Origin of the sequence: Halobellus litoreus (assembly GCF_024464595.1) — an archaeon.
In the GTDB taxonomy this organism is placed as follows: domain Archaea; phylum Halobacteriota; class Halobacteria; order Halobacteriales; family Haloferacaceae; genus Haloquadratum; species Haloquadratum litoreum.
In genome coordinates this window covers 192,536-215,711 of record NZ_JANHAW010000001.1, presented here as the reverse complement: position 1 = coordinate 215,711, position 23,176 = coordinate 192,536, and the positions used below count along the sequence as shown (strand labels likewise).

Sequence of the window (23,176 nt, the reverse complement as noted above, 5' to 3'; positions counted from 1 at the left end):
CGGGGCGGACTTTCTCGGGCGAACACGCCGCTACCCGTCCACGTCGCCCCACCGAACGTCGTCGTATCGCTTGACCTCGTCGGTGTCGAGCGTCTCGGCGAACTTCTCCCGGAGCGAGGACTTCTCCCGGGCGCTGATCCTCGCCAGTTCGTCCGCCTTCGCGACGGCCTCGGGCGGCCCGCGGTTGGCCGCGACGTCGCCGAGCAACTGGCGGGTGATGGCCTCTCGAACGCCCTCGTCGCGCGCGAACGCGTAGGGTGTCTCCACGCGGTAGAGGACGTCCGTCTGCGGTTCGTACACGGCGAAGAAGCACTTCTCGTACAGCGTCGGATCCAGTTCCCGCTCGATGCCGTAGGCGTCGCCGTCGGCGGCGACAGTGGCGTCGACGCCGCCGCGAGAGACGAACCAGTTCGTGAACGTCAGTTCGTCCGTCCGCCGGCCCTCGACGCCCCGCGTCGGTCCGCCCTCGGTCGCCGTCCCGCGTCGCTCTCGCCGTTCGAGCAGACTGGCGAGGAACGCGGCGTCGTCGGTCCAGGGCACGTCGAACTCGGCCTCGCCCTCCCGGATCGTGCCCACGATCCGCTTCGAGGCGGGGTTCTTGACGAATCCGCAGAGGGGAACCTCGCGCTCGACGAACGACTCGACGAGGCGGATGTAGTTCTCGACGATCGAACGGGGTTTCAACTCCTCGGTGAGCGCTCTGAGTTCGGCGTCCCGTTCGCGCCAGTTGAGCAGTTCGACGGGGTACAGCGGCCCGTCGAGCACGAGCAGGTCCGAGACCTCGTCGGCGTGTTCGAGCGCGTGCGAGCTCTCGGCGAGGTAGAGCGCGAGCGCGTGGACGATCCCCTCGGCGTAGCGGTTGACTCGCGGGATCTGTAGCACGCGCCACCGACAGTACCCCTCGTCGACCTTCCGCCAGGGTTCGTCGATCGGGACCGTCTCGTCGGTGACGTGGGTCGCGGCCACGATGCTCCTGTGTCGGTGCAGGTCGAGGTCCGAGGGAACGGCCGCCATCGCGGCCTGCGCGAGGTCGAGGACCAGGCCGTTCTTGAACGTCGTGGGGTTGATCGTCCCCGAGTCGAGGCCGTGGACCGTCTCGAACGGCGGCGACGCCAGCGCGACGTCCTCGGCGTCGACCGCGCGCAATCGCTGCTCGTCGACCGGTTCCAAGACGGCCCGCCCGTCGGGCCCGTACAGCGGGTCCAGGAACTCCTCCCAGATCCGCGAGGCGACGTCGACGTGGTCGGTGTCGTCCACGTGTCTCGCGAGGTACGCCGCGAGGTCCGCGATGCTGTCGACGTGGACGGGATCCAGTGTCACGTTCCCCACCTCACGACGAGACGAGAAAAGTCATACGTCCTGGGGCCCTGCTCTCGGACGTGACTATAACCGCGGTGGGGTTCGACCTCGACGAGACGCTCGCCGTCCCGACGCGGGAGCGCACGGCGATCCTCGCCGACGCCACCGCCGACGCGGACGCGCCGCCGCTGTCGCGGGAGGCGTACCTCGACGTGCACAGTCGACACCTCACGAGCGACAGTCGGACCCCGATCTTCGAGGAACTGCTGTCGGAGTACGACACCGAGGCCGATCCGGAATCGCTCGCGAACGCCTATCGTCGGGAGATCGCCGACGCGCTCGTTCCGGTCCCGGGTGCCGAGCCGTTTCTCCAGGGGTTGCGGACGAAGTACCGGGTCGGGCTCCTCACCAACGGACCGCGGACCGCCCAGCGCGACAAACTGACCACCCTGGGCTGGACGGACGCCTTCGATGTGGCGCTCGTCACAGGCGACCTCGACGCCGGCAAGCCCGACCCGGTCGCGTTCGCGTCGCTGCTCGACGAACTCGGCAGCGCCCCGGGGGAGACCGCCTACGTCGGCGACGACGTCGACGCCGACATCGCGGGGGCCGACAACGCCGGCCTCGTGCCGATCCAGGTGCTCTACGAAGGCGGGCCGGAGCCCTCGCCGCGCGCCGCAGCGCACGTCTCACGGGCGGAGCTGATCGACCGGCTCCCCGAACTGCTGGAAGAACTGTGAGCGCTCTCAGTCGCTAGACTGTTCTCGACCGGCGAGGGTCACCCACCGGATCCCGCCGCGACCGCCCTGAGCGCCGGGAGCAGCCACTTCACCTGCGCGCCGTCCTCGACGAACACCAGCGTCCGCGGCGGCTCCACGGCTTTCGGCCTGACGCGGAGCCCCTCCCTCCCCGCGGCCTCGGCGACGGCGTCGACGGCCCGTTCGAACTCGATCCGTATCCGGTCGGGCTGGACGTACACGCTCGCGACGCGCTCGCCGTCGCGGTCGATCGCGTACGCGAACGTTCCGTCGGGCGTCGGTTCGACGTCCGGGTCGGCATCGGTCACCGCGAGCGCGTCGAGGTCGTCGCCGTGGCCGGTGACCTCGCTCGCGAGAACCTGCGCGATTCGACGCCCGTCCGTGAGTCGCTCCTCCACCATACTGTCCGATTCTCCGCGAGGCCAAAAGAGCGCACCGTTCCGGTTCAGTCCTCGTCGCCGAGAGTGGCTTTCGCACCCCGAGCCGCGTCGCCGACGTCGACGCCCTGCTGGCGGGCGTACAGCGCGGCGGCCGCTTCGACGGAGACGCCGAGCCGTCGCTGTTTCTCGTTCACGGCCGCGACCGCGTCGCGCTTGTCGTGTCCGGCGGCGACGAGCGCGTCGAGAATTCGCTCGAAGGTGGACTGCTCGCGGAGGATCGACTCGTCGGGTTCGTACTCGTCCGGCACGTCGACGGCCGGCGGGTCGAACTGCGCGACGACCTCGCCGTCCTCGCGCGCGAGCAACCCACGCCCGGCGGCGATGTCGATGAGCCGCTTGGCCTGGTCCGGGGAGAACCAGTCCCGATCCAGCGAGAGCGCGACCACGAACTCTCCCTCACCGAGCCGCGTCGTTCCCTGCTGTTTGAACGGGACGGCGACGGCGACGTCGAGGCTCATACCGAGTACGGGAACGCCGACCCTCAAGGACCCCCCGATTTCTGCTCGGTCGAAGCCTCCGCTTCGCCAGCCGAAGAACTCAGTACTGGTCGATCGTGCCCACGAACAGGACGGCGGCGGCGACGACGGAGGCCGCCCCGCCGGCGAGCGCGAGCGGAACCGTGGAAGCGACACCGACGACGCCGCCACAGGCCAGGCTGACGCCCATCCCGCTCAGTACGTAGTCGAAGCGCGTGGGTTCCTGGCTGGGACCGACGACCATCGTAATTAGATATAATTAGATTGGGGAGGAGTATCTTGTGGTCTCGGCCACCTCGACTCTTGTCGGCGCTCCGGTTCAGGACCCCAACCGGTCGTCGGCCGAACGCCCGGACGCGATCGCCCACAGGACGAGGAAGAGCCCCTCGATCCGGGCGGCGGTGTAGACCCACGGACGGAGTTCCGCGTCGTCGACCGTCGCGAGCCCCATCCAGAAATCGACGAGGGGGCGGGGCGCGATCAGTTCGACGATTCCGAGCGCGAATGCTGCGGTTCTGAGGACCATACGAGACAGTTGTCTCCGATCGATGGTAGCCCTTCGTCCGATTCTCGGGCAATGAGAGCGTCGAACCGATCGATCGCTCGGCAGACAGATTCCCGGGGCAGCCTGACGGGCGGATTCACGGGCACGCTCGACTGGCGGATTCACGAGTGTCACTCGACGAGCGTGATCGTCGCCCCCGCCGCGATCGGTTCGACGAGTCCCTCGACGACGACGTCCGGGTCGGTGAACGAGCCGGAGACGACGACCTGTTCGCCCGGAGTCGGCCGCTCGTCGTCCCTTCCGTTGGACACTCCGGACAGCGCTTCGGCGTGGGAGACCGTCCGGTCCCCCACGGCGAGGAGGGAGTCGTCCGGGGCGACGTCGGTTGGATGGACCGCCGGATTTTCGCTCCAGACCTCCGTCTCCCAGTGCGTCGTGGTCGATTCCGCGGGGGAACCGCCGTAGACGACGAGGTGCTGACCGGGGGCCAGGTCGAACGCCCCCTCGCGGTCTGCGGGCGCGACCACGACTCGCGGGGAAGTCGACGGGTCGGTGTCGGAAAACCGTGTAACTGCACCGAGTTGGGCCGCGCCGTAGAAGGCGAGAACCGGTTCCGGCATCGGATCGGGGACCACGAGGACCTCCTCGCCCCGCCGGACGCCGAGGTGTCGCAGGACGTTGCCGGCCTTGTACGTGGTCGTGACGAAGTTGCGATAGCTGTACGTCCGGTCCGGCCCCTCCGCGCGAAGTGCCGTCCCGGCGGTCCGGCGGTCGCGAGCGAGGAGGGCACCGACCGTCTGGGGGTCGGCAAGCGGCGAGGGGTAGTCGCCCGTGTCGGCGGATCCCTCGCCGGCCCGGGGGTCGGGCCGTTCGGACGAGTCGCGGTCCCGGTTCATACCCCCAGTCGGTGGGCGGGGCGCAAAACGGCGTCGGCCGCGACCGGCGTCGGTCAGGGAGCGCCGGCGACGACGAACGTGCTCGCTTCGTCGGCAGTCAGCTGTCGGCTCGCGTCGGCCGCGACGCGGAGGACGTCGCCGGCCGCCATCGTCACCTCGTCGCCGTCGACGTCCATCGTCGCCGCGCCCTCGACCAGGAAGTACACCTCTTCCTGGCCGCCTTCGTCGTGGTCGTGTTCCATCCCGGTCCACCCGGACTCGGCTTCGATGACGGTGAACCCGAGGTTCTCGCAGTCGAGTTCCTCTCGGAGGAAGTACATTCCCGGGGCCTTCTCGTCGCCGTCGGTGTAGTTCGCTTTCGTGTACGACATCGACCGGACGTTCGGGCGAGAATCACGTGAAAGTACGGGTCCTGGTGGGTCCGCCAGCGCAGCGAAACCCAAACGTATCTTTCTCCGGGAGCAGTACGGGTCGACACGGAGGGCTCCGTCGATGTCCGATGACTTCAGCGTCGTCCGACCGGACGACGTCCCGACTGAACAGTTCAACACCTGCGAGACGTCGGTGAGAAAACTGACCGATCGGCTCGGGGCGACCGAGCTTCGGGTGAATCAGGTCCTCGTCGGACCAGGCGAGGTGACGACGCCGCACACTCACGAGGGCTCCGGTGACGAGGGCGGCCAGGAAGAAGTCTTCGTCGCGATGACCGACGGACAGATCGCGATCGAGGGGAGGGTCCACGAGGTCCCCGAGGGCGGGGTCGTCCGGGTCCGGCCGGACGTCGAGCGGAACCTGCTCAACGAGACCGACGACGGAACGCACGTGTGGCTGGCGTTCGGCGCGCCGCCGGTCGGAACCGTCGACGACTTCGGCTCCTACGTCGTGAGCAGCGGAGAGTAGCAGCATCGCACACCCTGTGTGAGGAACGGTGACCGTTGCGTCTCTGAGGCCAATACTCTTCAAGTGTCGACCCCCAGCACCTTTTCACCCAGCTACGTCCGACGCAAGGGTGTAGAATGTGGGGGACGTATCCGCAGTTGACAGAGGCTCTCGTTCAAATACTGGCAACGAATACTTGAACTGCCTTGGGAAGGACGATGCTGAGGAGCAGTTGCGACCAGATGCTGAAGGTCGCCGGGTACTCTCTAGTCCCGCTCACGATCTCCATACGCTGTTGGACCTCCTCGATGATGTCTTGGTTGTCCTGTGAGACAGCGTACCTCGCGATGTCCCACGGGTTATCTGAGTGCTGTTGCCTGACCTCTTCCAACCGCTTGAGTTCACGCCGCTTCTCGCGATGCATGAACCGATGAAGGACGAAGACCCCAAACGCGATTGTCGCGATCGTCCCGACCCACGCCAGTGTGAAAAGCAGGTTCGTCGCCGCCGTTACCTCGACCGTCGGATCCGAAAGCACCGGCTCATAAACGATGAGTGCGACGGCGATCAGACCAGCAACCAGGTAATAATACGCGTGTTTGATCAGTTCGCCGAGCGGTCGAAGCCCGCCCAATCGCTCCGGATCGAGAAAGTGGATCCCGACGTCGGATTTCCAGAGACGCCACGGCGCGAGCAGCACGACGGAGAGATACACGGCGAGAAACTGAGCGGCGATACTCAACCAGATGGGATTGGCGACAGTGAAACCGAGAAACCCCGAGAGGCCGTAATCCTGATACACGGCGAGCGGTCCGCCGAGCGAGAGGACCCGAACATAAGTCACGCCGACAGTCGCGACAAACATCCCCCAGGGAAGCCAGTTCGGCACGATATGAATCAGCCGTTCGGGGTCCGTGGCCCTCTCTGAGATGTTCATCTCCCACATCACTTTGTGATAGCGCTTGCGCAGTGCTCGTGAACCGTATACGGCATACAGCAACCCGATCGGTTGGAGAATAAAGAACGGATTCTCAAGGACGTGGGCAGATCCGGTGAGTAAATACGATCTTCCTTGCAGAGATATTTCGACAGCGAGAATCAGTACGACGGCATACACGTACGAGGGCGGAATCTCACCCGGCAACTGTTCAGAAATCCAGCCAAACCCGATTTTCCGGGCGAGCCTGTCTAGCCACAAGTCTTCGGTGAAGGTCACAGCGGGTTCCGTCTCGCCAACCGCCTCGGCCACAGGGCCCTTTCCACCGTCGCCTAGGGTGTCAGACGAGAAATTTTCGCCGTCATTCATAAATCCGAATATATCAACAAAATATAAAAACCCCGCTCCCGCTTCGCACCGATCCCCGCGAATTAGCGGACTCGATCGGGGACGCAGCGGGTCTCGATCGGTGGGTATGCTCGCTTCTCGCGAACGGGAATATCTCGTCTAAATTGCTCCGAATGTGAGCTTGCTACCCGACCTCGCATTCGATCAAATGATCTCCGAGTCGTCCCGCGAGGCTCGCGTCTGCGAGCCTCGCGGCCTTTTTCCCTCTAGGTTTTTGCGCGGAGGGGGCCCGTGGCCCCCTCCGTGGAAAAAGGTAGATTAGAACGAGTTCTTGATCTTCTCGAAGAAGCCCTCGTTGATCTCGACGCTCTCGCCGCCGGCCTCGGCGAACGCTTCGAGCGCCTCCTTCTGCTCGGCGTTGAGGCTGTCGGGCGTCACCACCTGCACCTGCACGTAGAGGTCGCCGTGACCCCGTCCGCGGAGGTGCGGCATCCCCTCGCCGCGGATGCGGAACTCCTCGCCGCTCTGGGTTCCGGCCGGAATTTCCAGTTCGGTCGTCCCGTCGACGGTCGGAACTTCGACGCTCGCGCCGAAGACGGCCTTCGGGAACGAGATGGGGTGCCGGTGGTAGAGGTCGTCGCCGTCGCGCTCGAAGTCGTCGTGGTCGCGCACGGAGACGTCGATGAGGAGGTCACCCTTCGGGCCGCCGTTCTCGCCGGGCGCGCCCTCCCGTTCCATCCGGAGGGTCTGGCCGTCGCGGATCCCGGCGGGGATGTCGACCGAGAGCGTCGCCTCCTCGCGGGTGACGCCGTCGCCGCCGCAGACCGAACACGTCTCGCTGTAGGTCTCGCCGGTCCCCTCGCAGCGGCGACACGTCTGCGTCTGCTGGACGCGCCCCAGCGGCGTGTCGCGGACGGTCGTGGTCTGTCCCTGCCCGTTACACTCGGGACAGGTGTTGACGTCGGCGTCGGCGGGGTGGCCGCGGCCGCTGCACTCCGAACACGTCTCCGGACGGGTGATCGTGAACTGCTTTTCGACGCCCTCGTAGACCTCTTCGAGGTCGAGCGTGACCTGCGTGCGGAGGTTCTGGCCCTGACGCGGGCGGTTGCGCCCGCCGCCGCCCCCGCCGCGGCCGCCGCCGAAGAACTGGTTGAAGATGTCCTCGAAGGGGCTCCCCTGGCCGCCGCCGCCCATCCCGCCGAAGGGGTTGCCCTGGCCGCGGCCGCCGGCACCGCCCCCGCCACCGACGCCACCGCGCTTCTCGGCCTGTTCGAAGCGCTCGTGACCCAGTTGGTCGTACATCTGGCGCTTCTCGTCGTCGGTGAGGACCTCCTTGGCCTTCTTGATCTTCTTGAACTTCTCCTCGGCGTCGGCCTCCTCGGAGACGTCCGGGTGATACTCCGCGGCCTTCTTCCGGTAGGCCTGCTTGATCTCGTCCTCGGTCGCGTCGCGCGAGACGCCGAGCACGTCGTAGAAGTCCTCGCTCATTCGTTGTGAGAGTCGTAAACGGTTGAGCTACTTCAACGGAACGGGTCGGAGACGGTTCCGGAACGGGCCGTAGACAGTCCAGGAACGGGCCGAAAACGGGCGGAAAACAGTTCGCGAACCGGTCCGCCGTCGGGCGTTCGCCCTCGCGCTTTTGTACTCGCCGGCGGAGTAGCCAGTATGCAAGCCGTTCAGTTCACCGCCCACGGCGGCCGCGACGTCATCGAGTACGGCGAGTTCCCCGACCCCGAGATCGACCGCGACGAGGCCCTCGTCGACGTGAAAGCCGGTGCCTTGAATCACCTCGACGTCTGGACTCGACGCGGGCTCCCCGGCCTCGACCTGCCGTTTCCGCACGTCCCCGGCAGCGATATGGCCGGCGTCGTGCGGGAGGTCGGCGACGACGTGACGCGGGTCTCGCCCGGGGATCGCGTCGCGCTTCTCGCCGGCGTCGCCGGCGGAGACGACGAATCCGACGGGGCGGCCGCGTTCCCGCGCCGTGACGACCCGACGCTCTCGCCGGGCTTCCACATCATCGGCGAGGACACGCGCGGGGTCCACTCCGAGTACGCCGCCGTTCCCGCGTCGAACCTCGTTCCCGTCCCCGACCACGTCCCGTGGGAGGTCGCCGGCTCCGTCTCGCTGGTCTTCCAGACCGCCTGGCGGATGCTGATTCACCGCGCCGACCTGCGGGCCGGCGAGCGCGTCCTGGTACACGGCGCGTCCGGCGGCGTCGGCCACGCGGCGGTACAGATCGCCGACTACGCCGGCTGTGAGGTGTACGCCACGGCGTCCTCCGAAGCGAAACTCGAACACGCGGCCGACTGCGGCGCCGACCACGGCATCAACTACGAAACGGACGATTTCGCCAGGTCGATCTACGAACTGACCGACGGTCGCGGCGTCGATGTCGTCGTCGATCACGTCGGCGAAGCCACCTACGAGGGCTCCCTGAAGTGCCTCCGGAAGGGGGGTCGGTTCGTCACCTGCGGTGCGACGACCGGGCCGAACCCCGACGCCGCGCTGAACCGCATCTTCGTCCATCAGCTGGAGATCATCGGGTCGACGATGGCGACGCCGGAACAGGCCGAGGAGGTGCTGGAACTCGTCTGGGACGGCGTCTTCGAGCCGCGGATCCGGGAAACGCTGCCGATGAGCGAGACCGCGCGGGCTCACGAGCTGATCGAGAACCGGGAGGGCTTTGGCAAGGTAGTCGTAATACCAGACAGTGAGCTCTGACGAGGGCGGATACGTTCATCGACCGGCCGAATCCGAGGCGGCCGTCGAGAGCCAGGAGTCGGACCCGGATGCGAACAGGGACGGCTTCGGGGCGCGCGGGTGGGTTCTCGTCGCCGCCCTCGTCGTCTGTCTGCTGATCGTCCCCGGCGTCATCTACGTCCGGCCGGGCATCCTCTCGGCCGTCGGCATCCCATACATCGCCTCGCTGCTCGTGCTGCCGCTGCTTCCCGCGGTGGTCCTGGGTCTCACGGCCGTGTGGGCGATGACCGCGGCGACTGGAAACGAGTGAGGTCGGACGTCGCCGTCGAGCGCGTGGCGCGATTCGACCCCGCTGATTGCGCTTCGACTTGTAGTTTTCCGGAAAGACTTATTACCGAATATGTGTGACAATCTCTCGCACAGATGTTCGAAACGTTCTCCACGGGCTACTACCTGGGTCGGCTGTACGTCGAACCGGCCGACAGAGACGTCCCCGCGATCCAGCGGGCGGATCACGAACGGGTGAACGAGCACCTCTACGGCGACGAGGGGCTCTTCCGCACCGACGCGCCGCTCGTGATGAAACTGGACAACGGGCACATTCCGGTGCTCGGCGACGACGACGTTCCGTCGGGAACGCTCGTCGTTCCCGAATCCACCACCGGCGACGACCTCCCCGCCGAGCGCGACGTGTTGTTGGCGAAGTCAGACCGCGCCGCGGAACTGCTCAGGTATTCGGGCTATCGGTTCGGTGACGACAACGCCGTCGCGTGAGTCGGCGCGACGGTCACTCGCCGTGGGTCACTTTTCTCCGGTACTCACCAGTTCGTCGTAGCGCGCGCCCGTCTGTTTCAGTGTCGCCGTCGAGTAGAGCCGTTCGTGCTCGACCGGGAGGTACTCCGCGGCGAGTTCGTCGATCTTGGCGTCGACGGCGTCGCCCTCGCGGCCGTGAATCATCGTGAAGAGGTTGTACGGCCAGTCCTGGTCGGGGCGGCGCGGGCGGTGGTAACACAGGGTGACGTACGGGAGTTCGCCGACCGCCTCCCCGCGGGCGTCGAGTTCGTCGTCGGGAACGTTCCAGACCACCATACAGTTGGCGTCGAAGCCGGTGACGACGTGGTTGACGACGCAACCGATCCGCTTGATGCATCCGTCGTCGAGCAGTCGCTCGACGGCGTCGATGACGTCGGCGACGGCGACGCCACCGTCGGCGTCGCGTCCCGCGTCGATCTCCGCCGCGATGTCGCGGTACGGCGTCGCCGACAACGGAAAGCCGTCCTGGATCGCGACGAGGAGGTCGGCCTCCAGTTCGGTCAGGCCCCCGGTCGCCTCCTCGGAGATCCGCGTCGCCGAGGCGTCCGTCGCGGCGAGGCTCTCGCGGGCGAACGAGTCGTCGTTGACGACTGGAAACTCCAGATCGATGTAGTAATCCGTGAGCATCGGGAGGTTGAGAACTTCGCATCCCGTTCGCTCCTCGATCTCCGCGAGGATCGCGTCGCGTTTCTCCCGAGAGGCCGCGGTGACGACGAACCATATGTTCCACTCGTGGTCCCGGCGGTAGTTGTGGTTCACCTGCCGGTAGCCGTTGATCACGTCGGCGACCTCCTCGAACCGCTCCTCGGGGGCCGACACCGCGGCGAGCGTCGAACTCCCGATGACGGGCGGGTTCAGCACCGCGCCGAACCGACGGAAGATCCCTCGCTCCCGCAGCCGTCGCACGCGTTCGAGCGCCTCGTGTTCCCCGATTCCGAGGTCGTCGCCGACGACCCGGAACGGCCGCTCGACGACGGGAAACCCGCTCTGGTACTCGTCGACGAGCGCGGCGTCGACCGCGTCGAGATCGGCGCGCCAGTCGTCTTCCAGTGCACTCATCACTCTCACCTTGGACCGAACGAACCTACCTATTTCGGCCTCGGGTCGCGCGGGAGTCGCGTCCGCGACATCGTTCCGGAACGGTCGCGTCGCTCCGAGCGACTGACAATCGAACCGATCACTTTTGACCGTCGGACACCAATCTCGGGGTATATGGCGCAAGCGCCGGAGACCGCCGAATTCGGGGAGTGGCCGCTGAAACGACTGATGACCGAGGTCGTCGGGACGGGCGTCAAATCCGCCGAGGATATGACGCGCGAGCAGGCGACGGAAGCGATGGAGCGCATCCTCGCGGGCGAACCCGATCACACGACGCTCGGAGCGTTCTGGCTGGCGAACCGCTGGAAGCACAACGTCGCCGAGGAACTGGCCGCCTACGCCGACGTGATCGCCGAGGACGTCGTCTACGCCGAGCCCGATGCCGACCCCGTCGACTGCGGCGCGAACTACGACGGCAAGGGCGAGACGGCCATTCTGGGCGCCGCGGCGGGCATCGTCGCCGCCGGCGCGGGCACGCCCGTCGTCGTCCACTCGGGCGACCGCGTCCCGACGCAGAAGCAGGACGCCTACAAACACGTCCTCGACGAACTGGACGTCCGAACGGAACTCGTCCCGGACGAGAGCGCGGAGATGGTCGACGAGACCGGCTTCGGCTTCTACTACCAGCCCGAGTTCGCCCCGCGGGTCCACGCGCTGTGGGACCGCCGCGATCAGATGGGCGTGCGCACGTTCGTCAACACCGTCGAGACCATCGCGAACCCCGCGCGGGCCGACGTCCACCTCGGCTCGTTCTACCACCTCGCGTTCGCGAAGAAGATCACCGACACGTTCGCCGAGATGGAGAGCCAGAGCCCCCACCGCGTCGTGATGTTCCAGGGAATGGAGGGCTACGACGACATCCGGCCGGGCTACACGAAGGTCGGCGAGTGGACCGACGGTGAGTTCACCGACTACGAGATCGAGACGCCCGAGTACGGGATGGACTTCGAGTACGAGGACCTGGGGGTCGACCCCGACGACGTGGCGGGCGATTCGGCCCGTCTGACCGAGGAGATCGTCGCCGGCGAGCGCGAGGACCACTTCGCGGACGCGGTGGCGCTCAACGCCGCCTTCCGGATCTACGCCCGCGAGGACGCCGATTCCCTCGACGAGGGTCTGGAGATGGCCCGCGAGAGCATCGAGTCGGGCGCGGCGGCGGCCGTCCTCGACGACCTGCGCGCGTTCTGATTGCACACGCGACCGAGCACGCTCTCGGTTCGTCGCCGACCGTCGCACTCGCGTCGGCGACCGTCGCACACTCGTCGCCGACAAGTGTTTTTCCGCCGGACCGCTACCCGTGATATGGTCGACAGCGATCGAACCGCCGCAGACCGCGTCCGCGACTACTACGAGGCCCTCCGAATCGGCGAACCGCTGTCCCCGTTTTTCGCCGAGCGCCCGGACGTGGTCAAGTTCGGCATCACCGAGAAACTCACCGGCTACGAGGAGATCGCGTCCGGCCTGCGCGAGCAGACGGCGACGACCGAGGACTGGACGGTCGACAGCCGCGACCTCCGGGTCGTCGAACGCGACGACCACGCCTGGTTCTCCGACGAGGTCGGAATGGCCTGGCACGACGTCGACGCGGGCCGCGAATATTCGTTCGACAGCCGATGGAGCGGAACGCTGGAGCGTCGCACGGGCGACGAAAGCGGGGGGAGCGCGGAGTGGTTCTTCGTCGGGATGCACGTGAGCGCCGTCCCCGAGTGAGCGGTCGCGGTCGTCCGACGTAGCCCAAGTGGACACCGTTTTGTATCTGACCGCCCTCCTCGTCCTATGGTCGACGATTCCGAACTCGAAAACCCCGAGAACCCCGTCGTGACGCTGCAAACCACCGAAGGCGACATCACGCTCGAACTGTTCGAGCAGCGCGCGCCGCGCACCGTCGAGAACTTCCTCGGCCTCGCGACCGGCGAGAAGGAGTGGAGCGACCCCGAAACGGGCGAGACCCGAACCGACTCCCTCTACGAGGGGACGATCTTCCACCGGATCATCGACGACTTCATGATCCAGGGCGGGGATCCGGAAGGAACCGGTCGGGGCGGCCCCGGCTACACCTTCGACGACGAGTTCCACGAGGACCTGAACCACGACGGCGCGGGGGTCCTCTCGATGGCCAACCGCGGCCCCAACACGAACGGCTCGCAGTTCTTCATCACGCTCGGCGCGCAGCCTCACCTCGACGGCCGCCACGCGGTCTTCGGGCACGTCGTCGACGGGATGGACGTCGTCGAGAAAATCGGCGACGTGCCGACCGACAGCGACGACAAGCCGCTGAACGACATCGAGATCGAGTCGATCGACGTCGACGCCGAGTAACTGCAGTCTCACCCGCTCCGGATCCGATGCGGTCCGGCTGTCGGTGTCGTTTTCACTTTCACCCTACTCCCGAACCCTTCTTAACCGTTCGTCGGGTAGGAGCGCGCACAGAATGACCTCGATTCAGTCGACGCTCGGCGAGGAAGAGGGAGGGGGGATCGCCGAGGAGCTGGCGGAGGGCCAGCGCGCGATCTCCATCGCCGAGTTCTTCGAGAAGAACAAACACATGCTCGGCTTCGACTCCGGTGCCAGAGGGCTCGTCACCGCCGTCAAGGAGGCTGTCGACAACGCCCTCGACGCGACGGAGGAAGCCGGCATCAAACCCGACATCTCCATCGAGATCAGGGAGTCCGGGGACTACTACACCCTGATCGTCGAGGACAACGGGCCGGGCATCACCCGCGAACAGATCCCGAAGGTCTTCGGGAAACTGCTGTACGGCTCGCGGTTCCACTCCAGAGAGCAGTCCCGTGGCCAGCAGGGAATCGGCATCTCAGCGGCTGTGCTCTACTCGCAATTGACGTCCGGGAAACCGGCGAAGATCACCTCCCGCACCCAGCGCTCCGAGCGCGCGCAGTACTTCGAGCTCATCATCGACACCGACACCAACGAGCCGGAGATCCAAGTCGAAGAGGAGCGCGCACCGGGCGAGTCCGATCTCTCGCCGACCCACGGGACCCGAATCGAGATGGAGATGGAGGCGAATATGCGGGCGCGTCAGCAACTCCACGACTACGTCAAGCACACCGCGGTCGTCAACCCTCACGCGCGCCTCGTCCTCTCGGAGCCCGGTCTCGACGAACCTCGTCACTACGAGCGCGTCGAGGGCGCGGACCTGCCCGCCGAGACCGAGGAGATCCGTCCGCACCCCCACGGCGTCGAACTCGGGACGCTCATCAAGATGCTCGGCGCGACCGAATCCTACTCCGTCTCCGGCTTCCTCCAGGAGGAGTTCACCCGCGTCGGCGCGAAGACGGCCGAGAAGGTCCTGAACAACTTCCGGGACCGACACTTCGGCCGCGAGATGGGCTGGGCCGTCCCGCGCGACCCGGAGACGCCGCCGGCGGCGGCGATCGCGGACGCCGTCGTCAACAAGGGAGCCGAGGCGACCGAAGCGTTCGCCGAACGGGTCGCGGACGCGCTCTCCTCGCGCGAGCGGACAGCACACTCGGAACTGGAAGATATCGTCGATACCGTCGCCGACGACGTCGAGGCGGAGTTCGACGCGAACTTCGGCGACACCGTCCGGGAGAACGCCGTCGAGGCGGCCTGGTCGGTGCTGACGAGCGACCGCGCGGCGGATATGTACTCGCTCGTCGACGACGCGACGAGCACCCGGAAGGACGACGCGACCGTCTCGGGGCTGGCGGACCGACTGGCGGACAAGTTCGCCGAGGGCGACGGACGGAACCGGGCGACTCACGCCACGCTTCGCGAGTACGTCGACCGCTCGGCGGACCGGATCGTCTCCGAGGACGTCTCCTTCGGTGACACCGCCCGCGAGAACGTCGTCGAGGCGCTCTGGGAGACGATGCGGACCGTCCCCGACGACGTGCCGAGAGTCACGGCGATCGCCGACGACCGCGACGTCGCCTCCGAACTGCTGGAGGCGATGCGCGAGACCGACATCCTCGCGCCGCCGACGAACTGCCTCTCGCCCATCACGGCCGAACTCGTCGAGGCGGGACTGAAAAAGGAGTTCGACGCCGACTTCTACGCCGCGGCGACCCGCGACGCGGAGGTCCACGGCGGCGATCCGTTCGTCGTCGAGGCCGGGATCGCCTACGGCGGCGAGATCGAAGACGGAACGGTCGACCTGCTCCGGTTCGCCAACCGCGTCCCCCTGGTCTACCAGCGGGGGGCGTGCGCGACGACGGACGTCGTCAAGAGCATCGGCTGGCGAAATTACGGGCTCGATCAGCCCGGCGGCTCGGGGATGCCCAACGGGCCGGCGGTGATTATGATCCACGTCGCCTCGACGAACGTGCCGTTCACGAGCGAGTCGAAGGACGCGCTCGCGAACATCCCCGAGATCGAAGACGAGATCGAACTCGCCATCCGCGAGGCCGCCCGCGAACTCAAATCGTACCTGAACAAGCGGCGCTCGATGCAGAAGCGACGGAAGAAACAGGACGTCCTCGGTCGGATCCTCCCGGAGATGGCCGACAAGCTCTCGGAGGTGACCGGCCGTCCCCGACCCAACATCGACGGCGCACTCGCACGCATTATGAACAACGTGAGCGTCGACCGCGAGGTCGACGGCGACACCGTCACGCTGACCGTCGAGAATCACTCCGATCGAAGCGAGAGTCCGGAGATCACTGACATCGTCTCGACGGAACCGTCCGACCTTCCCGACGACGCGAGCGTCGTCGACCTCGACGGCGAGTGGTTCGTCTCCTGGGAGCCGTCGGTCCCGGCCGGCGAATCGGCCGAACTGACCTACACGATCGCCGAGGACGCCACCTTCGACGTCGACGTCGACGGCGTCGAAGCCGAGAAACTGACCATCGACGCAGACTAACACAATGAGCACGAAACAGGACGACGAACTCGCGAAAGAGCGCCTCGTCGATCTCGCGGTGGAGTTCTACGACCAGTTCGCGGCGGGCGAGGTGCCGCAGATGAACATCCCCACGCGGACGAAGTCGAACATCGTCTTCGACGAGGACTCGAAGGTCTGGGTGTACGGCGACCGGACCTCGACCCGGTCGGCCAACAGCGTCCGCGGCGCGCGGAAACTGCTGAAGGCCTCCTACGCCATCGAGTTCCTCGTGAACCAACTGGAGGAGGACCGCTCCTCGACGCTGCGTGAACTGTACTACCTCTCCGAGTCGTGGGACAACGAGGAGGCCCAGTTCCAGAGCCAGGACGAGTCGAACCAGCTCATCGAGGACCTCGAAATCGTCTCGAAAGTCACCCGCGAGGACTTCCATATGCGCCCCGAGGAGTCGGGGGCGACCCTGATGGGGCCGCTCGAACTCCGCGAGCAGACGCGTCGCGGCGAGCGGGAGATCCACTGCCAGAAGGACGTCGGCGAGGGCGGCTACCAGATCCCGAACAACCCGGACACGATCGACTTCCTGGATCACGACATCGACTTCGTCCTCTGCGTCGAGACCGGCGGGATGCGCGACCGACTCGTCGAGAACGGCTTCGACGACGAGTACAACTGTCTGGTCGTCCACCTGAAGGGTCAGCCGGCGCGGGCGACGCGGCGGATCACGAAGCGCCTGCACGACGAACTCGACCTCCCGGTCGTGGTCTTCACTGACGGCGACCCGTGGTCCTACCGGATCTACGGCTCCGTCGCCTACGGATCGATCAAGTCCGCGCACCTCTCGGAGTATCTGGCGACGCCGGAGGCGCGTTTCGTCGGCATCCAGCCCGAAGACATCGTCGAGTACGACCTCCCGACGGATCCGCTGGCGGACTCGGACATCAACGCCCTGGAGTCGGAACTGGAGGATCCCCGTTTCGAGACCGACTACTGGACCGAACAGATCGAACTGCAGTTGGACCTCGAAAAGAAGGCCGAGCAGCAGGCGCTGGCCGCTCGCGGCCTCGACTTCGTCACCGAGACGTATCTTCCGGAGCGGCTCTCTGTGATGGGCGTGCTGTAGCGCGTCGAACCGACGCTGTCTCGGCGGCGTTCGCCGCCCGGAAACGCCGTTACTGCTCGTCGGCCAACCGTTCGACTCGGGCGAGGCCGTCGGCGTCGGCCGGCGACTTGTCCTCGCGGACAGTGACGTACCTGGGGAACCGCAGCGCGTAGCCCGACTCGTACGTCGGCGACGCCTGGATCTCCTCGTAGCCGACCTCGAAGACGACCTCAGGGGCGATCGAGACAATCTGACCGTCCTCGCGTTCGACGTGCGGTTCGAGCCGCTCTGTCAGGGATTCAAGTTCCTCGTCGGTGATCCCCGTGGCGACCTTGCCGATGGTGGCGTAGGCGTCGCTGTCGGCGACCGCGTCGCGACCGGCGGATTCGCCGTCGACGCGCGCCGAAAGTAGAAACGTCCCGAGGAGGTTCGCCCGCCGGCCTTCGCCCCACTCCGCGCCGGTGACGACGAGGTCCAGCGTCTCGACGTCCGGCTTGCGTTTCAGCCAGTTCCGGCCGCGCTTGCCCGGCGCGTAGGTCGACTCGGGATCCTTCAGCATAATCCCCTCGTGACCGGTTTCGAGCGCCCGCGCGTCGACGGCCGCGATCTCGTCGGGCTCCTCGGTGACGACTGGCTCCGAGACCGCGTCGGTGTCGCCGAGCAGCGCTCGGAGCCGGTCGTGACGCTCGCTCAACGGGGCGTCGAGGAGGTCGTCGCCGTCGGCGTGGAGGCAGTCGAAGGCGCGGAGTTCGACCCGGACCTCCTCGCGCATCCGCTCGACGTCGTACTTCCGACGGAACCGCCGGAGCACCTCCTGGAACGGCAGCGGCGACCCGTCGTCGGCGACGGCGACGACCTCGCCGTCCAGGACGACCGGCACGTCGACCGCGCTCTCGACGAACTCGACGACCTCCGGGAGCGGGTCCGTGACGTCGTCCATATTCCGTGAGAAGAGCGCGGTCTCCTCGCCGTCGAAGTGGACCTGCACGCGGGCGCCGTCGAACTTGGTCTCGACGACCGCTTCGCCCCAGTCCTCGATCGCCTCGGTGGCGCTGCCGGCCTGGGCGAGCATCGCCTGTACCGGCCGGCCGACCTCGAGGCCGACGGCGTCGAGTCCTTCGCTGCCCTCGTCGCGGGCGACGCGCGCCACCATCCCGTAGTCGTTCGAGACCTGGAGGGCGCGCTCGACGGCGTCGACCGCGTCCGCGTCGGCGGCATCGACCGGTCCCTCGTCGTACTCAGGCTCCGCGTCCGCGACGCGCTCGCGGAGGAAGGCCGCGGCGATCGCGTCCCTGACGGTCCCCTCCCCGACGCCGATTCGCATCTCCCCGAGGACGAGTCGCGCGAGGAATGTCGCCTCCGCGGGCGAGGCGCGATTGAACAGGCCGAAGAGGATGTCGAGCCGTCGTCCCTCGCTACCCTCGCCCATCGTCGCCGCGATTTCGCGAAGACGATCGTCGACCTCGGCGACGGTGAGGGCACCGCTCTCCCCGTCCGTTCCGCCGGACGCGCCGCCGCCGAACGCGCCGAGGCCGCGCTGGCCGCCGAACTCGTAGGTCGCGGCGACGGCACCGATCTCGCCGATCTCGGCGAGTTTCGATTCGACGTCGTCGCTGTCGACGTTCGGCCCCGCGGCGCGAGCGATCGCCTCGTGGAGGAGCGCGGGCCCGACGTCGAGCGTCGTCGCGTCCCACGCCGGGTAGACGCGACCCTGGAGGAACCTGACGACGATCGGGAGGGCGTCGGACGCGTCGCAGAGCAAGTCGCGGACGCGATCGGTCGTCGCCAGGTCGCCGGACTCATCGGCGATCTCTTCGGCGCGCGAAGCGAACTCGGCGAACTCCATTTGCCGGGAGTATCAGGCGGTTCGATAAGAGTCCGCCGACTCAAGTCCGGGAACGGAGCGGCGTTCGATGTGACTGGCAGTCGGCAATCGCGAGCGCCGTCGACGTCGCTCGCCGTGCCCGCGTCGGGGTGCCGAACGACCGCTGCCCGACGCGGGGTGGCTCTCAGGTCACGGGGACGCTGGCCGCCCGATGACTTATAAATATTCGGCCCGAGCCCGCCTCGCCGGCGATCCGAGCCACGGGATTGAAGCCGCCCGATGTCCCAAAGAGGGCTATGACCGAGGAACTGGCGGCCTCTGTTCGCGACGCGCTCGCCGTCGACGTCGAGGAGTTCGAGGCCCAGGCGCGGCGGGACGCCGAGGTGGTGAAGTCCGAGCTCCGGGAGGGCACCTTCGACAACCACCAGTCGATCGTCGGGCTGGAGTACGAGTTCTACGCCGTCGCCGACGGGCGGTGGGCCGCCTCCGACGACGCCGACGTCTACGCCCTGATGCGCGTCCCGCGCCGACTCCTCGAACTGATCGGCTTCGAGAAGGAACTCGGTTTGCACAACGCGGAGATGACCACCAGTCCGCAGCCGCTGAACCCCGACGGCCTCCGGGCGCAGGAGTCCGAGGTCCGCGCGCGCCTCGGGGCCGCCCTCGACTGCACCGGTGCCGAGGGCATCCGCCTCGTCAGCGACGGGATGTGGACGATCCCGCCGGCGGGCGAGACGGCTCGGGAGTACCTCACAGACAGCGTGGAGGCCGAGGGCATCCGAATCGCGACCAACATGAGCGGCTCGGAGCGGTATCACGCGATGGCGAACGGCCCGACCGCCCCCGACGAGATGACGGTCGACGCGCCGAACGTCAGCCTCTCGGCCGACACGGTGATGCCCGAGTCGCTCATCACGTCGATCCAGCCGCACTACCAGGTCGCCCACGCGGGCGACCTCCCGACCTGTTTCAACTACGCGCTCCGGATCGCCGGGCCGCTGCTCGCGCTCGGCGTCAACTCGCCGTTCTTCCCGCCCGACCTCTACGACGACGTCGGCGCGGCGAAGATCCTCGAGGACGGCTACGCCGAGCACCGAATCGGCGTCTTCGAGTCCGTCCTCAACTCCGGAGCGACGGAGAAAGTCAGATTCCCGCGGGACCTCGACGACATCGAGCAGGCGGTCGACCGCGTCGCGGACGACGCGACGATGGTCCCGATGCCCGTGCCGGAGGGCAACCGCTTCGACGACGAGTTCGCCACGCTCAGACGGAAACACGGTACCTACTGGCGATGGGTCCGCCCGGTCTTCGACGGGGCGTCGCGCTCGTCGGCGAACGCTCGGATCGAGTTCCGACCGATCGCCGCGCAGCCGACCGTCCGCGATTCGGTCGCCTTCCAGGCGACGTTCGCGGGGCTGATGGAGAGCCTCCCGCGCCGACAGCACCCGGCGACGGCCCAGCCGTGGTCGACCGCCCGGGAGAACTTCTACGCCGCGATGCGCGACGGGCTCGACAGCGGTCAGCGATGGATCTGTAACGACGGCGCGGAGACCATCGACACCGAGACCGTCTACGACGACGTCTTCGCGCACGCGGTCGACGGCCTCACGGCCGCCGGCTGTTCCGACGCGGAGGCGGAAAAGTACGTGCGACCGCTCCGGGCCCGCGTCGACCACGGGACGACGCCGGCCGACTGGAAGGTCGACCGGGTGCGAGAGTACCTCGCCGACGGCGACGCCTTCGCTGACGCCGTGATGGAGATGCAGCGCGACTACGTGCGGAAGCAACGCGAGACGCTGCTGGACGGCTCGTTCGCGGACTGGCTGTAGCGGTTCCGCGACCGGACACGGTCCGACTCTGCGCGAAAACGAAACGGGCGCGACCGCGTTTCGGACGACCCCAGAGCCGACTTACAGGAGGTCGTCGAACTCCTTGTGCTTCGTGATCTCGACGCCGTCCTCGGTGACGACGCAGACGTTGATGCCGTTGCCCGACGCGAGGTCGCGCTCGACGGCGCTCTTGATCGAGCGGGCGGCGACTTTCTTCGCCTCCTCGATCGTCAGGTCCTCGTCGTACTCCTGTTCGAGGACACCGAGGGCGTACTGGCTGCCCGAACCGGTGACGGTGTACTCCTCTTCGAGGATCGACCCCGCGGGGTCGATGCTGTAGATGTGGGGGCCCTCCTCGTCGACGCCACCGAGGATGGGCTGGACGATGAAGAACGCGCCCGAGCGCAGGAAGTTGCCGAGGAGCGTCGAGAGCGCCTGCATACTCATATCCTCGCCGCGGCGGGCCTCGTAGAGGCGGACCTCCGCGCGGATCGAACTGATGAGCGACTGGGCTGCCGAGACGGACCCGGCGATCGTCAGCGCACCGGTCGGGTGGATCTCTTCGACCTTCTGGACGTTCTTCGAGGAGACCATCCGGCCGAGACTGGCCCGCATGTCCGTCGCGAGGACGACTCCCTCGCTCGTCTTCAGCCCGACGGTCGTCGTTCCGGTCTTGGTCTCTTTGTCGCCCATCTGTTCGGCGCGCTGTTCAGCGTTCGAGAACTCGCCGAGTTCAGGGGAGAACACGCCGGAGTGCTCGCCGTTCAGTGGGTCGAGACGCCCCGCGGCGTCGTCGCTCGTAGGAGTACGCATTACCCGCAGTTGTCGCCCGTCGCTGATAAATGCCACCCTTCCCACCGCTGTTGCCCGTATCGCGGTTCGCGTCCGTCCGAGACGCGAGGGCGGTCGCGGCCGACGCCCTGGCGTTGCGACTCGGGAGTGTAACTTCGCGTATTCTTGAAGCGTTCCGTCCCTGCCGCTTAGCGGTGACCGCGGTGTCCCTCGGCGCGCTCGTAGGTCCGCTCTGCGGATTCGATGAGCGATCGAACCGGAAGCGTCAGTCCCAATCGCCGCGCGAACAGCGCCACTGGCATCGCCAGGATCCCGAAGAGCAGCGTCACCTGATACAGCAGGAAGGCCGCGCTCCGGTGCAGGTCTTCTATCATCGCCTTGAACTGCTGGGGGCGACGGTAGTATATAAATCTTCTCTGTCGGGTGTGCGGTACACGTCGACGCAGTGTTGCGGTTCAATGTGACCTGTAGTCTCTTCAAACTGAGTTGATTCGATCCGTACTCACCCCGTACGAACGTCGTCATCAGCCCCGTTCGTCGGCATAAGTTATGCGCAGTATTGACGTCGCGTACGCGGTCGGAGGACTGCGCCGAGGGTGGTGCGCTGTCAACTGTTCACACGAGCGCGGGCGAACCACAAGACACGAAACCCCGCGGAACGTGCTCGTCGTATGAGCAACTATCTCGTCGCGATGGAGGCCGCGTGGCTGGTCCGCGACGTCGACGACATCGACGACGCCATCGGCGTCGCCGTCAGCGAGGCCGGCAAGCGACTCAACGATCAGGACAAGGAGTACGTCGAGGTCGAAGTCGGCGCGACGCCGTGTCCGGCCTGCGGCGAGCCGTTCGACTCCGCGTTCATCGCCGCGAACACCGCACTCGTCGGGCTCCTTCTGGAAATCGACGTCTTCAACGCCGACAGCGAAGAGCACGCCTCCCGGATCGCCAAGAGCGAGGTCGGCGGCGCGCTCCGCGACGTGCCGCTGTCGGTGATCGAAGTCCTCGAAACCGAAGAGGACGCCCACGAACGCGACGACCGCGACGAATAGCCGGTCGGACGCCTCCGGGACCGCCCCGAAACACTTTCGTATAACTTCAGGTAATTAGGGGTATGGAACTCCCGACCCCGCAAGATCTGCGACAGCGTCGCACGGAGTTGGATCTCACCCAGAGCACGCTCGCCGAGATGGCCGGCGTCTCTCAGCCGCTCATCGCCCGCATCGAGGGCGGCGACGTGGACCCACGGCTGTCGACCCTCCGACGGATCGTCAACGCGCTCGAAGAGGCAGAGGGCGGCGTCGTGCGCGCCGCCGACCTGATGAACGAAACCGTCGTGAGCGTCGCCCCCGACGACTCGGTCCGGTTCGCCCGCGACGTGATGCTCGACGAGGGATTCTCGCAGTTGCCCGTGATCCGCGACGGTCGCCCGGTCGGCATCATCTCGAACAGCGACATCCGGCACGCCCAGGAACAGGACGACGTGGGCACGCTCCCCGTCGCCGACGTGATGCGAGAGTCGGTCACGACGGTCGAGCCGTCGGCGACGCTCGAGGAAATCGACGCCGCGCTGGATCACCACTCGGCCGTCCTCGTCGTCGAGAGCGGCGAGACGACCGGCATCGTGACCGAGGCAGACGTCGCCGCGCACCTGTAAGCG

General features: G+C 67.0%; 26 protein-coding genes. 13 read left to right on the top strand and 13 right to left on the bottom strand.

Features of this window, described 5'->3' with window-relative positions:
• Window positions 1-30: 30 nt before the first annotated feature.
• A complete protein-coding gene (locus tag NO360_RS01070; protein WP_256305530.1) occupies window positions 31-1,320 on the bottom strand; it encodes a DNA double-strand break repair nuclease NurA in 1,290 nt (429 codons plus the stop codon).
• A gap of 59 nt (window positions 1,321-1,379) precedes the next feature.
• On the opposite strand from NO360_RS01070, the gene NO360_RS01065 reads away from it, so the two are divergent.
• Window positions 1,380-2,039 (top strand): HAD family hydrolase, encoded by a 660-nt coding sequence (locus tag NO360_RS01065; RefSeq protein ID WP_256305529.1) that lies wholly within the window; start codon window positions 1,380-1,382, stop codon window positions 2,037-2,039.
• A 38-nt stretch (window positions 2,040-2,077) separates the two neighbouring features.
• Here NO360_RS01065 and NO360_RS01060 read toward each other — a convergent pair whose 3' ends face one another.
• The 6 genes from NO360_RS01060 to NO360_RS01035 form a co-directional block, all read right to left on the bottom strand.
• Complete coding sequence (locus NO360_RS01060) at window positions 2,078-2,458, bottom strand: DUF7993 family protein (protein ID WP_256305528.1); 381 nt, start codon at window positions 2,456-2,458, stop codon at window positions 2,078-2,080.
• 44 nt (window positions 2,459-2,502) lie between these two features.
• Window positions 2,503-2,955 carry a DUF2240 family protein gene (locus tag NO360_RS01055; protein WP_256305527.1) on the bottom strand — a complete coding sequence of 151 codons (453 nt, stop codon included), beginning with the start codon at window positions 2,953-2,955 and terminating at the stop codon, window positions 2,503-2,505.
• Between the two features lie 79 nt (window positions 2,956-3,034).
• Window positions 3,035-3,217, bottom strand: coding sequence for a DUF8015 family protein (locus NO360_RS01050; protein WP_256305526.1), 183 nt, complete (start codon window positions 3,215-3,217; stop codon window positions 3,035-3,037).
• 75 nt (window positions 3,218-3,292) lie between these two features.
• Window positions 3,293-3,499: a hypothetical protein gene (locus tag NO360_RS01045; RefSeq protein ID WP_256305525.1), complete on the bottom strand. Its 207-nt coding sequence runs from the start codon at window positions 3,497-3,499 to the stop codon at window positions 3,293-3,295.
• Between the two features lie 149 nt (window positions 3,500-3,648).
• Window positions 3,649-4,374, bottom strand: a complete 726-nt coding sequence (locus NO360_RS01040; RefSeq protein ID WP_256305524.1) for an AMP-binding protein — start codon at window positions 4,372-4,374, stop codon at window positions 3,649-3,651.
• A 53-nt stretch (window positions 4,375-4,427) separates the two neighbouring features.
• On the bottom strand, window positions 4,428-4,745 hold the full coding sequence (locus NO360_RS01035; RefSeq protein WP_256305523.1) for a cupin domain-containing protein: 318 nt from the start codon (window positions 4,743-4,745) through the stop codon (window positions 4,428-4,430).
• A gap of 121 nt (window positions 4,746-4,866) precedes the next feature.
• Here NO360_RS01035 and NO360_RS01030 point away from each other — a divergent pair, with 121 nt between their 5' ends.
• Window positions 4,867-5,274, top strand: a complete 408-nt coding sequence (locus NO360_RS01030) for a cupin domain-containing protein (RefSeq protein ID WP_256305522.1) — start codon at window positions 4,867-4,869, stop codon at window positions 5,272-5,274.
• Window positions 5,275-5,428: 154 nt separating this feature from the next.
• On the opposite strand, the gene NO360_RS01025 is transcribed toward NO360_RS01030, so the two are convergent.
• On the bottom strand, window positions 5,429-6,559 hold the full coding sequence (locus NO360_RS01025; RefSeq protein WP_256305521.1) for a hypothetical protein: 1,131 nt from the start codon (window positions 6,557-6,559) through the stop codon (window positions 5,429-5,431).
• A gap of 297 nt (window positions 6,560-6,856) precedes the next feature.
• Window positions 6,857-8,026, bottom strand: coding sequence for a molecular chaperone DnaJ (gene dnaJ / locus NO360_RS01020; RefSeq protein WP_256305520.1), 1,170 nt, complete (start codon window positions 8,024-8,026; stop codon window positions 6,857-6,859).
• Window positions 8,027-8,203: 177 nt separating this feature from the next.
• Between dnaJ and NO360_RS01015 the strand changes: the two genes are divergently transcribed.
• The 3 genes from NO360_RS01015 to NO360_RS01005 all read left to right on the top strand — a co-directional run bounded on the left by NO360_RS01015 (window position 8,204) and on the right by NO360_RS01005 (window position 10,015).
• The gene (locus tag NO360_RS01015) at window positions 8,204-9,262 is read left to right on the top strand and encodes a zinc-binding dehydrogenase (protein ID WP_256305519.1); all 1,059 of its coding nucleotides are present in this window, start codon (window positions 8,204-8,206) and stop codon (window positions 9,260-9,262) included.
• Window positions 9,252-9,551 (top strand): DUF7977 family protein, encoded by a 300-nt coding sequence (locus NO360_RS01010; protein ID WP_256305518.1) that lies wholly within the window; start codon window positions 9,252-9,254, stop codon window positions 9,549-9,551. The genes NO360_RS01015 and NO360_RS01010 overlap by 11 nt, the downstream gene beginning before the upstream one ends.
• 113 nt (window positions 9,552-9,664) lie before the next feature.
• Window positions 9,665-10,015, top strand: a complete 351-nt coding sequence (locus NO360_RS01005; protein WP_256305517.1) for a DUF5802 family protein — start codon at window positions 9,665-9,667, stop codon at window positions 10,013-10,015.
• 27 nt (window positions 10,016-10,042) lie between these two features.
• On the opposite strand, the gene ahbB is transcribed toward NO360_RS01005, so the two are convergent.
• Window positions 10,043-11,113: a siroheme decarboxylase subunit beta gene (gene ahbB / locus NO360_RS01000; protein WP_256305516.1), complete on the bottom strand. Its 1,071-nt coding sequence runs from the start codon at window positions 11,111-11,113 to the stop codon at window positions 10,043-10,045.
• Window positions 11,114-11,266: 153 nt separating this feature from the next.
• Between ahbB and NO360_RS00995 the strand changes: the two genes are divergently transcribed.
• The 5 genes from NO360_RS00995 (at window position 11,267) to NO360_RS00975 (ending at window position 17,094) form a co-directional block, all read left to right on the top strand.
• Window positions 11,267-12,340 carry an anthranilate phosphoribosyltransferase gene (locus tag NO360_RS00995; protein ID WP_256305515.1) on the top strand — a complete coding sequence of 358 codons (1,074 nt, stop codon included), beginning with the start codon at window positions 11,267-11,269 and terminating at the stop codon, window positions 12,338-12,340.
• 114 nt (window positions 12,341-12,454) lie between these two features.
• Complete coding sequence (locus tag NO360_RS00990) at window positions 12,455-12,862, top strand: nuclear transport factor 2 family protein (protein ID WP_256305514.1); 408 nt, start codon at window positions 12,455-12,457, stop codon at window positions 12,860-12,862.
• Between the two features lie 66 nt (window positions 12,863-12,928).
• A complete protein-coding gene (locus tag NO360_RS00985) occupies window positions 12,929-13,471 on the top strand; it encodes a peptidylprolyl isomerase (RefSeq protein ID WP_256305513.1) in 543 nt (180 codons plus the stop codon).
• A gap of 112 nt (window positions 13,472-13,583) precedes the next feature.
• On the top strand, window positions 13,584-15,995 hold the full coding sequence (locus tag NO360_RS00980) for a DNA topoisomerase VI subunit B (protein ID WP_256305512.1): 2,412 nt from the start codon (window positions 13,584-13,586) through the stop codon (window positions 15,993-15,995).
• A 4-nt stretch (window positions 15,996-15,999) separates the two neighbouring features.
• Window positions 16,000-17,094, top strand: coding sequence for a DNA topoisomerase IV subunit A (locus tag NO360_RS00975; RefSeq protein WP_256305511.1), 1,095 nt, complete (start codon window positions 16,000-16,002; stop codon window positions 17,092-17,094).
• Window positions 17,095-17,143: 49 nt separating this feature from the next.
• Here NO360_RS00975 and ligA read toward each other — a convergent pair whose 3' ends face one another.
• Entirely contained in the window at window positions 17,144-18,919 is a 1,776-nt protein-coding gene (ligA, locus tag NO360_RS00970) for an ATP-dependent DNA ligase LigA (protein WP_256305510.1), read from the bottom strand.
• Window positions 18,920-19,194: 275 nt separating this feature from the next.
• Here ligA and NO360_RS00965 point away from each other — a divergent pair, with 275 nt between their 5' ends.
• Window positions 19,195-20,727 carry a glutamate-cysteine ligase family protein gene (locus tag NO360_RS00965; protein ID WP_256305509.1) on the top strand — a complete coding sequence of 511 codons (1,533 nt, stop codon included), beginning with the start codon at window positions 19,195-19,197 and terminating at the stop codon, window positions 20,725-20,727.
• A gap of 81 nt (window positions 20,728-20,808) precedes the next feature.
• Here the strand turns inward: NO360_RS00965 and psmB are convergent, their stop codons facing one another.
• Window positions 20,809-21,540 carry an archaeal proteasome endopeptidase complex subunit beta gene (gene psmB / locus NO360_RS00960; RefSeq protein WP_256305508.1) on the bottom strand — a complete coding sequence of 244 codons (732 nt, stop codon included), beginning with the start codon at window positions 21,538-21,540 and terminating at the stop codon, window positions 20,809-20,811.
• A 167-nt stretch (window positions 21,541-21,707) separates the two neighbouring features.
• Complete coding sequence (locus NO360_RS00955; RefSeq protein ID WP_256305507.1) at window positions 21,708-21,893, bottom strand: hypothetical protein; 186 nt, start codon at window positions 21,891-21,893, stop codon at window positions 21,708-21,710.
• 297 nt (window positions 21,894-22,190) lie between these two features.
• On the opposite strand from NO360_RS00955, the gene NO360_RS00950 reads away from it, so the two are divergent.
• Together NO360_RS00950 and NO360_RS00945 are read left to right on the top strand one after the other, a co-directional pair.
• A complete protein-coding gene (locus NO360_RS00950) occupies window positions 22,191-22,568 on the top strand; it encodes a DUF555 domain-containing protein (protein ID WP_256305506.1) in 378 nt (125 codons plus the stop codon).
• Between the two features lie 62 nt (window positions 22,569-22,630).
• Complete coding sequence (locus NO360_RS00945) at window positions 22,631-23,173, top strand: CBS domain-containing protein (protein ID WP_256305505.1); 543 nt, start codon at window positions 22,631-22,633, stop codon at window positions 23,171-23,173.
• Window positions 23,174-23,176 lie beyond the last annotated feature (3 nt).